Source organism: Cohnella thermotolerans DSM 17683 (genome assembly GCF_000429825.1).
Taxonomy (GTDB): Bacteria; Bacillota; Bacilli; order Paenibacillales; family Paenibacillaceae; genus Cohnella; species Cohnella thermotolerans.
The window spans coordinates 70,919-81,045 of sequence record NZ_KE386964.1 but is presented as its reverse complement, the minus strand read 5'-3'; the positions used below and the strand labels follow the sequence as shown (position 1 = coordinate 81,045).

The 10,127-nt window shown below is 58.5% G+C and carries 10 protein-coding genes and 1 rRNA gene; 1 reads left to right on the top strand and 10 read right to left on the bottom strand.

Features of this window, described 5'->3' with window-relative positions:
- Together G485_RS0123380 and G485_RS0123375 are read right to left on the bottom strand one after the other, a co-directional pair.
- A 16S ribosomal RNA gene (locus G485_RS0123380) occupies positions 1-194 on the bottom strand; the annotation flags it as partial.
- Positions 195-700: 506 nt separating this feature from the next.
- Positions 701-1,597: a nucleotidyltransferase-like protein gene (locus G485_RS0123375; RefSeq protein ID WP_051318525.1), complete on the bottom strand. Its 897-nt coding sequence runs from the start codon at positions 1,595-1,597 to the stop codon at positions 701-703.
- A gap of 162 nt (positions 1,598-1,759) precedes the next feature.
- Between G485_RS0123375 and G485_RS0123370 the strand changes: the two genes are divergently transcribed.
- Positions 1,760-2,131: a DUF2614 family zinc ribbon-containing protein gene (locus tag G485_RS0123370; RefSeq protein ID WP_027094529.1), complete on the top strand. Its 372-nt coding sequence runs from the start codon at positions 1,760-1,762 to the stop codon at positions 2,129-2,131.
- A 62-nt stretch (positions 2,132-2,193) separates the two neighbouring features.
- On the opposite strand, the gene G485_RS0123365 is transcribed toward G485_RS0123370, so the two are convergent.
- The 8 genes from G485_RS0123365 to gatC all read right to left on the bottom strand — a co-directional run bounded on the left by G485_RS0123365 (position 2,194) and on the right by gatC (position 9,940).
- Positions 2,194-3,933 carry a glycosyl hydrolase family 18 protein gene (locus G485_RS0123365; protein ID WP_051318524.1) on the bottom strand — a complete coding sequence of 580 codons (1,740 nt, stop codon included), beginning with the start codon at positions 3,931-3,933 and terminating at the stop codon, positions 2,194-2,196.
- Between the two features lie 173 nt (positions 3,934-4,106).
- Positions 4,107-4,538, bottom strand: a complete 432-nt coding sequence (locus tag G485_RS0123360; protein WP_027094527.1) for a Fur family transcriptional regulator — start codon at positions 4,536-4,538, stop codon at positions 4,107-4,109.
- 114 nt (positions 4,539-4,652) lie between these two features.
- Positions 4,653-5,312: a hypothetical protein gene (locus G485_RS28655; protein WP_051318523.1), complete on the bottom strand. Its 660-nt coding sequence runs from the start codon at positions 5,310-5,312 to the stop codon at positions 4,653-4,655.
- Between the two features lie 47 nt (positions 5,313-5,359).
- Positions 5,360-6,067 (bottom strand): MgtC/SapB family protein, encoded by a 708-nt coding sequence (locus G485_RS0123350; protein ID WP_027094526.1) that lies wholly within the window; start codon positions 6,065-6,067, stop codon positions 5,360-5,362.
- Positions 6,068-6,147: 80 nt separating this feature from the next.
- Entirely contained in the window at positions 6,148-6,630 is a 483-nt protein-coding gene (locus G485_RS27965) for a GNAT family N-acetyltransferase (protein WP_051318522.1), read from the bottom strand.
- An 82-nt stretch (positions 6,631-6,712) separates the two neighbouring features.
- Complete coding sequence (gene gatB / locus G485_RS0123340) at positions 6,713-8,155, bottom strand: Asp-tRNA(Asn)/Glu-tRNA(Gln) amidotransferase subunit GatB (protein ID WP_027094525.1); 1,443 nt, start codon at positions 8,153-8,155, stop codon at positions 6,713-6,715.
- A 15-nt stretch (positions 8,156-8,170) separates the two neighbouring features.
- Positions 8,171-9,619, bottom strand: a complete 1,449-nt coding sequence (gene gatA, locus G485_RS0123335) for an Asp-tRNA(Asn)/Glu-tRNA(Gln) amidotransferase subunit GatA (RefSeq protein WP_027094524.1) — start codon at positions 9,617-9,619, stop codon at positions 8,171-8,173.
- 33 nt (positions 9,620-9,652) lie between these two features.
- Complete coding sequence (gene gatC, locus G485_RS0123330) at positions 9,653-9,940, bottom strand: Asp-tRNA(Asn)/Glu-tRNA(Gln) amidotransferase subunit GatC (RefSeq protein WP_027094523.1); 288 nt, start codon at positions 9,938-9,940, stop codon at positions 9,653-9,655.
- Positions 9,941-10,127 lie beyond the last annotated feature (187 nt).

Below are 10,127 nucleotides of genomic sequence, written 5' to 3'. Positions count from 1 at the left end.
CTCCCTCTTGCGTATCCGGTCTTAGCATTCGTTTCCGAATGTTATCCCGGTCTTGCGGGCAGGTTGCCTACGTGTTACTCACCCGTCCGCCGCTAACCTTCGCGGGAGCAAGCTCCCTTGAAAGTCCGCTCGACTTGCATGTATTAGGCACGCCGCCAGCGTTCGTCCTGAGCCAGGATCAAACTCTCCATAAAGGTCTTCCTTATTGAAGAGCCTTGTTGGCTCAAAATGTTACATCGTTGTCCGCCACTCAAACGAGTGACAGGGTCCGTATTACGCTCGATGTTCAGTTTTCAAGGAACAAGTTTGTTGCGTTCGTCGCCGTAACAGCGACCTTCATAATATACCACAGTCGCCCATCTTCATGCAAGGACCAATTTCTTACATCCTGCATTCACTTGCTTGAGCTACCGTCCGTCGCGTTAACCTCTTGCGGCGGCGAGAATTAATTTATCACAGAACGACCGCCCGCGTCAACGCTATTTCGACATAAAATTAAAGAACTAATTTTCAGTCATTTGACCCGCTTCCGGATGATCCGACGAGCGGCAACGCCAAGCGGCGCGAACCGAGTGCCGGCGCTCCTACAAGCCGCCTTTAGCTTCTTGCCTGCGGCTCCCGTCCGAAGACGGCTATCCGCTATGGCGACCTTCTTTATAAGAAGCCTTCCGCTTGACCGAACGTCGCCTTCCCGCCAAACTCAATCCGAGCGCTCGCCGGGAACGGACGCGTACCGCAATTCGAGAACGCCGATGCCGTTCTCCCGTTTGGTTTTGGCGATCTCCCGCAGGTAGCCCTTCCGGGCGAGCTTCTGCAACAACAGAGACAAATCCAATTGCAGTCCCTCCAGCTCGGGATGCTTCATCAGCTCCGTCACGGTCCATCCTTCGGGACGGGTGCCGATCAACCGGATCAAGAGCTCGCAGGACGACTTCATCTTCGTCAGCACGGAGAATTCGCAAGCAAGCAGCACAAGCTGAACCCGTTGTTCGACCGTCTCCTTGTTCGTCGTCAGTTCTTCGAAAAGCTTGTAGATGCCGGGGTTCACCCGCCTGATTTGAACCCATACGGTCAGCTCGGGATGCATCCCTTCCTCGATCAACGCAATATGCGCCCAGTGATGGAGGGAAGCGAGAATATGGCTGTAGGCGTCGAGAATTTGCCCGTCTTTCAAATCTTGCTTGGCCTGAAGATACGTCTTCGAGAACTTGGAAAATTCACAGAGCATCTTCCGTTCCTTCAATGTATCCGGACATTCGTCCAACCGGCGGCGCAAATCGGCCAGGTAACCGTCGCGATCGAGCAGGACGTCCCCGTTCATCAGCCATTGGATCACGCCCCGGCTTTCGCTGCCCGCCACCCATTTCTCCAAATGCTCGACCGTCACTCTGCGGACCAGGATCCGGGTTTCTCCCCACATCCAATGCTCCGTCTCCTTCGCCGGCGCATGGTCGTAAACGCCAAGCACAAGACGGTCCATACCGTCGATCAGCGTCTCGTAGGCGTAAGGGTTCGCGATCAAAAGGAGACTGACGATCCCTTCCTCGCGGGCGAACAAATCCGTATAGAACAATCCGCTGGCGTCCAAACGGCTCATAATCCTCTCCACCTCGCGCGCGATTTCCCTTTCGCCCATTGTCAGGAGAAAGTGGCCTGTCCGGTAAATGTAGGCTATAATGAGTTTGGTATGTATCATTCTACAAAACGGCGCCGGTTTCCTGCCGGCGTTCGAACGATAAATGATGGGAGCATGTACATAATGAAGTTCAGAGCCAGCAAAATTTCAACGATGCGAACCTGGGGGCTGCTGCTCGTCTTCGGCGGCATGGGCCTCATGGTGTTCGGAACGAGCGGCATTCTGATGTTCGGCGAAGTCGGCAAAATAATCGCGGGAATCTTCATGGTGCTCGGTCTCCTGACGTGTGCGGCCAGCATGATCATTTACTTCTGGGTCGGCATGCTGTCGACGAGCGCGCCGGTCATCGATTGCCCGGAGTGCGGCAAACGGACGAAAATGCTCGGCAAGACGGACCGGTGCATGTATTGCCATACGATTCTGACCTGGGATCCGGCGGAGGCGACCACCGGGGTTCCGGCCGAATCGGAAGATCAAACGCTGTCCCACACGTAACGGATGAAAAGGAAAAGGCGCAGCCTGCGAGCGGTTCTCGCGGCTGCGCCTTATTTTATCGTTCAAGGGTGCGATTGAAGCGTCTCGTCCAGAGCGGCCCAGATGTTCGAGGATTCGAAGCCCCGGCGCCAAGTCGCCGCACCGGCCAGGCCGTATTTCTTGACCAGCTCCGCCCGCTTGCGAATGGACGTCTCGTCTTCGATCCATATTTTCTTGGTCGCGCCGTCTTCCTGGAACTCCACGTAATGTTGTCCGGTATCCTCGGACAGTCTGGGCGTCAGCTTCTTCTCCTTGATCAGCTTCTGCACCGAATCCATGCCAAGCGTCTTCGAGGAGACGTCCACCCCGCCAGAGCCGTTCGGCTTCTCCGTCCAAATGCGGGTATACAGCGGCATGCCCAAAACAAGCTTGTCCTTCGGCACGCCGTCCTCCTGCAGAATCCGCACGAGCGAGTTCTCCGTCCAGGGAAGGGAGGCGACGGAGCCCGATTCCGGGCTGCTGGCCCAATGCTCGTCGTACGCCATGACGATCATATAATCGACCGATTCCGCCAGTCTCTTGTGATCGAGAAAGAGCGACCACAGCTCGCTGTTCGATTTGGGCGTCACGTCGATCGACACGACGAGACCTTGCTCATGGAGCAGGGGGGTCATCTCCCGCACGAACTGGACCAGGTTGTCCTTGTCTTCCGTCTTCACGCTCTCGAAGTCGATGTTGATGCCCTGCAGATGGAACGTCTTCGCATAAGCGAGCAACTGCCGGATCATTTTCAGCCGGGTGTCGTAGCCGGCAAGAGCCTTGTGCGTGCGCTCCGGATCGAAGCCGTTGCTCACCAGCCCCCATACCTGCATTCCCTTGCTCCTAGCCCATGCCGAATATCCGGCATCCGCCTTGCTGCCGATTTGGCCGCTGCCGTTCTGCAATTCGAACCAGGTCGGACTGACGACGTTTACGCCCGTCAAATCGCCGATCGCAGACGTATCGGGATTGGCCGTGTAGACCGCCTCCCACGTCAGGTTGATTCGCTTACCGGTCAGCTTCCAGGCGACGAACGGCTCCTCGTCCTCTTCCGCCGCAGACGGCATTTGATCGATCGAGGTCAAGACGGCCGACTTTTTGGACACGTATCCGATGTTGCCCTCCGCAGATTGAGCCTTGTACCAGCCTTCCTCTTCTCCCCATATTGTCAGAGCGGCCCCGGAAGGCAAATCTTCCACGATCGGATAGGATCTGCCGGGGCCGGAACGAAGCTGCGTCTCGCCCCCCTTGGCGTTGTCCGGCACCTGGGCCTTCTGCAGCGCTTGCCCGGGCATATGCAGCGTCACGATTCCCGACGTTTTGCCGATATCGGCTTGAATGCCGAAGAGCTGCTTGAGCGGGGCGAACGGCAAATAGAGAGCGCCATCTTCCGACTTCTTGGCCGCGAAGCTGAGCTCGAACGGCTTGCTGTTCAACGTTGCGTCCAGCGTTCCCGTCTTGAAATGAAGCACGCGGGTAGCGGTCGTCAAAATGATCGACTCGGTGCCGGATTCGTAGCGAACGCCGTCGCCGAGCAGCTGCTGCGCCACCTCCAGCGGGATGAGCAAGCCTTCCCCTTCGCCCAGCGCGGCCTTCTCGCTCCATTTGCCATCTATCATAATAGGATGAGGTTCGGACATGTATTCCGGTGTTTCGTGCGACATGTTCGGCCTCTGGAGATAAAACCAGAAGAAAACGGCAGCGGCCGAAGCGAAGAACAGGAACAGCAGCACCATGACTGGCCCCTTCCGCCTGCGAGGACGGCGTCGGCCGGTCATCACCATTGTGTTCAAAAGTTCACTCTCCCCATTGCAAGTCTAGTAGACTTGACGATGAACGAAGGGCAACGGTTTCACTTCTTCCTACAGAAAGGAATAAGCGCAGCAGCTTATAAAAGCCGAACGATAAATCAAAAACGCGCGTAGGATTCGACCTTTCGCGCGCCTATCTTATTGGTTTATGAACGCAATGCTGCGCAAGCCGGACACAGACCGTAAACTTCCATCCGGTGCCCATGAACGGTAAACCCGGTTTTGCGGGCCGCCGCCTCTTCGACGTCGCGGACGGGAGGATGATCGAAATCGACCATCGTTCCGCATCGGGTGCAGATGGCATGATAATGATCGGACAGATCGGAATCGAAACGGCTGGAATCGTCTCCGTACGTCAGTTCTCTGATCAGCCCGGCATCTACGAACAATTTGAGGTTGTTGTAGACGGTCGCCACGCTCAAGCTCGGATATTGGGGAGACAGCGCCCGGAAAATATCGTCAGCGGTAGGATGTTCATGCGATTCCATCAGGAACTGCAAGATGGCATACCGCTGGGGAGTCATCCGGACACCTCCGGATTTGAGCTGTTCCACGGCATGGTGTACCCGGGAGTCCATGCTCTTCACAGCCTTTCCTTCATGTTAAGACTCATTTTACGTGTTCGTTTTTGCAATTGTCAATGGAAGAAGCCTCCGGGGGCGGAGGCTTCCTTGCGGTTAGGGTGCCTTGCCCTAATCCCTCTTGTCCGATTGTCCGCGCTGGCCCCATAGCCAGACGATCGCGCCTACGACGATCAGAATGACGGCTCCCAACATGGAACCGGACGAATGAAGCAGCCATCGCGTCCAACTCGTGTCTGCCGTCGAGAATAACGCGACGCCCCCGACGGCGAGCAACACGATGCCGATGACCGGAACCTGCTGCGATTGGCCGCCCGGCGCCGGCGGGTAACCGTTCCACCCCATGGCCGGGGGCCACCCGGCCGCGTAGCGCTCGTTGATTGCGTCGGCTTGCTGCAGCGCGTCGAACAGGGTGTAAAAGTACAGAATCGGTATCAGCAGGCTGAGGAGCACGATGATAAGCACGCTGCTGCCGCCCGTCCCGGATTCCACGCCGAAAAAGACGATGCCGCAAATGTTCAGGACGAGCAGCAGCATGATGGTAATGCCTTTGGTCATCAGCCCCAAATACATATGCCCCGTACCCGGAACCATGAACGAGAACAGACCGGCTAACCATTTTTTCTTCCTGCGCGCGTACGGCGGCGGGAATCCGTTCGAATGGGCCGGATCGCAGCCGTAAGGGGGCGGCGGCATGCCGAAGCTTCCCTCCGCTCGTTGGTCTCCCGGCAAACCGCCCGGAGGCTCTTGCCGCTCATCAGGACGATTCATCTCGTCTTAAAACCTCCATTATCGCATATATAACGGCGGCCGGAAACTCATTCCACCGCAACCGACGACACGCCGTCCATCGTGCGAAGCTGCTCCGCGATCGGCAAGGCCAATTCGGCCCGAGGCAGCCGAACGTTCATCCGCAGCCGCAACCGCGGGGCCTCGTGGATGCCGTCGACCCACTCGTCGAAATGAATCCGCAGAAGCTTCGCTTCCTTGTCCCGGAACAGACGCTCGATCTGATCGGTGGAGACGAGATTCGCGTCGACGGTCAGCGTGAACAAATGCTCCTTCGCCAGATTGACGTATCGTTTCTCTACGATGTTCAATCCCCACAACACGAGCAGCGCCAGCACTACCGAGACGGCGGCCGGGAAGTAAAAGCCCGCTCCGACGGCCAGTCCGATGGCCATGACGACCCACAGGGAGGCGGCTGTCGTCAGCCCGGTAATCGACTTGCCCGTGAACATAATCGTCCCCGCGCCGAGAAACCCGATGCCGGTAATCGCTTGCGCCGCAAGCCTCGCCGGATCCCGGTTCACGTTCGGCTGGCCGACGAACTCCGCAAACCCGTAAATGGATAAAATCATGATCAGGCAGGACCCCAAACAAACGAGCGTATGCGTTCTTAAACCGGCTGCGTGGTTTTTGCGTTCCCGCTCGTAGCCGATTAACCCGCCGAGAATGACGGACAGCAGCAAGCGCACCGTCAGGTGCCAATTGTCGATCACCCAAGGATTGCTTAAACTTTCCATCGCTTTCTTGCTCCTTCCAAAATTGTAACATGCCGCGCAAAAGGCTTACAACCGATTGGCGGCGGGGACGAACCTCGACTTTAGTCCCGGGCGGGCGAGGAGGCTTCGGCCTGCGATCGCATGCGCACCATCGTAATGCCGGGGACGGGAGAGAACGTCTCCACGGGGCGAAAGCCGTTCTTCTCGTACAGCGCGATGGCGGGCCGGTTGCGAATTTCCGCGGTCACTTCCCACAGTCCGTTCGGCGAATGCTCCGCCATAACGCACGACAGAAGCCGGTGCCCGATCCCTTGGCGAAAAAAAGCGGGGTGCACCATCATCCGGCAGATGATCGTCTTCTCCCCTTCCCTCTCCGCCGCAAGCGCCCCGGCAAGCTCGCCTTCCGGCGTCCTCAAGCCCCAGAAGGTCTCCCCGCAGGCTTGCAGATCGCCGATCGTCTCGCGCAAAGGAGGCAAATCCGCTACGCCGATCAAGGAAGCCTCGACCCGGAACGCCGCATGCTGCAGGCTCCACAATTCCTCCGCCGTGTCGCGGTCCCGAAGGTCGAGCCGTTCGATTTTCATAAACGTATTCTCCTTATCATACAACCGAATGAGAAAAAACGGCATCCCCGTCTTGGCGGAGGATTGCCGTTCCTTCGAAGCTTTATTGTTTAAGGCGTTCCATGAGCAGCTTATTCACCAGGCCCGGATTCGCCTTGCCCTTCGTCTCCTTCATAATCTGGCCGACGAGGAAGCCGATCGCTTTGTCCTTGCCGCCCCGGTAGTCCTCGACCGACTGCGGATTGGCCGCGATGACGGCGTCGACGATGGACAAGATCGCACCCTCGTCGCTGATTTGAACCAGGCCCTGCTCTTCGACGATTTGCTGCGGCGATTTGCCCGACTCGATCATCGACTTGAAGACGGTCTTGGCGATTTTGGTGCTGATCGTGCCTTTCTCGATGAGACCGATCATCTCCCCGAGCCCTTGCCCGGTGATCTTGACGTCTTCGAGCTCAAGGCCGTTCGCGTTAAGATAGCCGAGCAAGTCGCCCATGATCCAGTTCGCGGACGCCTTCGCGTCGCTCGTATACTTGAGGCTCTCCTCGAAAAAGTCCGCGAGCTTCTTCGAAGCGGTCAGCACGCCGGCGTCGTAAGACGACAAGCCGTACTGCTGCGTATACCGCGCCCGGCGCGCGTCGGGCAGCTCCGGAATCGACGCCCGCACGCGGGCTTTCCATTCGTCGTCGATGTGCAGACGCACGAGGTCGGGATCGGGGAAATAGCGGTAGTCATGAGCGTCTTCCTTGCTGCGCATGCTGAACGTTTTCCCCTGGGCTTCGTCCCAGCGGCGGGTTTCCTGCACGATGCGTCCGCCGCTCTCCAGCACTTCGGCCTGACGGAGCTGTTCGTATTCGAGGCCGCGCTGAACGCCGCGGAACGAGTTCATGTTCTTGAGCTCGGTCTTGGTGCCGAACTCCTTCTGCCCGTGGGGCCGAAGGCTGATATTGGCGTCGCAGCGGAGCGAGCCTTCTTCCATTTTGACGTCGGACACTTCGCAGTAGAGCATGATCGCCCTCAGCTTCTCCAGGTAAGCCTTCGCTTCTTCCGGGGAACGGATGTCCGGCTCCGAGACGATCTCGACGAGCGGCGTGCCGACCCGGTTGAAGTCGGCGAGCGAGCCGAAGCCGCCCTCGATATGGGTCAGCTTGCCCGCATCCTCTTCGAGATGCAAGCGAGTGATGCCGATCCGCTTCGTCTCGCCGTTCACTTCGATATCGATCCAGCCATTGCTTCCGATCGGCTGATCGTATTGCGAGATCTGATACGCCTTCGGCGAGTCGGGATAGAAATAGTTTTTGCGGTCGAACTTGCACCATTCGGCGATCTCGCAGTTCAGCGCCATCGCCGCCTTCATCGCGTATTCCACCGCCTGGCGGTTGAGCACCGGGAGCACGCCGGGGTGCCCCAGGCACACCGGACACGTATGCGTGTTCGGCGGAGCGCCGAACGATGTCGAGCAGCCGCAGAAAATTTTGGACTTCGTGTGCAGCTCGACGTGCACCTCGAGTCCGACAACCGTCTCGTATCGGGATAGGATGGACATGGTTGGCTCCTCCTGTTACAGCGCCGGGCGCAGCTTGTGATGTTCGGTCTGGCCTTCGAAGGCATGGGCGGCGCGAAGCACCGTCGCTTCGTCGAACGGCTTGCCGATGATTTGCAGCCCGACGGGCAGACCGTCCGCCAGTCCGCACGGGATACTGATCGCCGGCACCCCGGCGAGAGAGGCCGGAATCGTGCAAATATCGTTCATATACATCGTCAGCGGGTCGTCCACTTGAGCCCCGAGCCGGAACGCCGGCGTCGGAGCCGTCGGCGAGACGACGACGTCGAATTTCTCGAACACTTGATCGAAATCGCGTTTGATCAGCGTGCGGACTTGCTGCGCTTTCTTGTAATAAGCGTCGTAATAGCCGGAGCTGAGCGCGTAGGTGCCCAGCATGATGCGGCGCTTCACTTCCGGTCCGAAGCCTTCGCTGCGGGAACGGCGGTACAGATCGAGAAGGTTCGCCGGATTGTCCGCGCGGACGCCGTAGCGCACCCCGTCGAACCGGGCGAGGTTCGAGGATGCTTCGGACGAAGCGAGCAAATAATAGGTAGCGACGGCGTATTCCGTATGAGGCAACGATACCTCTTCCCATACGGCGCCCATCGATTCGTAAACCTTCAGCGCTTCCAGCACGCGTTCCTTAACCTGCGGGTCGATGCCCGGGCCGAAATATTCCTTCGGAACGGCGATGCGAAGCCCCTTGACGTCGCCCGTAAGCGCGGCGGAATAGTCCGGAATGTCGACGTTGGCGGAAGTGGAGTCGCGAGCGTCGTGGCCCGCGATCGCCTGCAGGACGAAAGCGGCGTCTTCGACGTTTTTGGCGATGGGGCCGATCTGGTCGAGCGACGAAGCGAACGCGACAAGACCGTAGCGCGACACGAGACCGTAGGTCGGCTTCAGGCCGACGACGCCGCAGTAAGCGGCCGGCTGGCGAATGGAGCCGCCGGTGTCCGAGCCGAGAGCGAAGTACACCTGGCCCGCCGCGACCGAAGCCGCGGAACCGCCGCTGGAGCCGCCCGGCACCCGCTCCGTGTCCCAAGGGTTGCGAACCGGACGGAAGGCGGAGTTCTCGTTCGAGCCGCCCATGGCGAACTCGTCCATGTTCAGCTTCCCGATCGTGACGGCTTGAGCGTCGCGCAGCTTCCCGACGACGCCGGCGTCGTAGATCGGATCGTAATTGGCCAGAAACTTGCTGGCGCAAGTCGTGCGAAGGCCTTCGGTGACAATGTTGTCTTTAATGCCCGCCGGAAGACCGAACAGCAATCCCCGTTCGCCGGTCCAGCCGTCAAGCTCGCTTGCCCGCTTCTTCGCTCCCGCCTCGTCCAGCGTCAGGAACGCTCCGATTTTCCCGTCGGTCTCTTCGATTCGCTTCAAAGAAGCTTCGACGAGCTCGGATACCGACACTTCTTTATGATGAAGACGGTTATGCAATTCCGACAACCGCAAATCAAACAACGACAAGTTGGGTTCCTCCCTTAACGCTAGTTCGACTGATTATTCCAGCACGGCCGGCACCTTGAAGTGCCCGTCCTCTTCCTCGGGCGCGTTCGACAGCGCCTTCTCGGCGGGCAGGGAAGGTCTGACCTCGTCCTCCCGCATGACATTGTACAGCGGCAGCACGTGGCTGGTCGGCTCGATTCCTTCCGTGTTCAGCTCGTTCAACTTCTCCGCATATTCGAGAATCGCGTTCAGTTGGCCGGCGAACTGTTCCTTCTCCGCTTCGGACAGCTCAAGACGGGCCAAATTCGCGACATGCTCCACGTCTTTGACGGTAATGCTCATCTTCCGATCGTTCCTCCTCACGTTCGATGTCCAATCATTCTCATTATTATATCGGACAAGCGATGCGAACTCAATGAGAACGGGAGCGCAACGGGACGGCCGCACGGCGGAAAGGGAGGGTTCATAAAGCCAAGTTGTGGGGAATAATTAAGATAGAACGATCCGAAAAAGACTGGAGGGGGGATTC

Coding starts and splice junctions, on each gene's coding strand:
- gatC (WP_027094523.1), bottom strand. CDS start 9,940: ATGAGCATTACCGTCAAAGACGTGGAGCATGTCGCGAATTTGGCCCGT.
- G485_RS28655 (WP_051318523.1), bottom strand. CDS start 5,312: ATGAATCGTCCTGATGAGCGGCAAGAGCCTCCGGGCGGTTTGCCGGGA.
- G485_RS0123375 (WP_051318525.1), bottom strand. CDS start 1,597: ATGAGCCGTTTGGACGCCAGCGGATTGTTCTATACGGATTTGTTCGCC.
- G485_RS0123360 (WP_027094527.1), bottom strand. CDS start 4,538: ATGGACTCCCGGGTACACCATGCCGTGGAACAGCTCAAATCCGGAGGT.
- G485_RS27965 (WP_051318522.1), bottom strand. CDS start 6,630: ATGAAAATCGAACGGCTCGACCTTCGGGACCGCGACACGGCGGAGGAA.
- G485_RS0123350 (WP_027094526.1), bottom strand. CDS start 6,067: ATGGAAAGTTTAAGCAATCCTTGGGTGATCGACAATTGGCACCTGACG.
- G485_RS0123365 (WP_051318524.1), bottom strand. CDS start 3,933: ATGGTGATGACCGGCCGACGCCGTCCTCGCAGGCGGAAGGGGCCAGTC.
- G485_RS0123370 (WP_027094529.1), top strand. CDS start 1,760: ATGAAGTTCAGAGCCAGCAAAATTTCAACGATGCGAACCTGGGGGCTG.
- gatB (WP_027094525.1), bottom strand. CDS start 8,155: ATGTCCATCCTATCCCGATACGAGACGGTTGTCGGACTCGAGGTGCAC.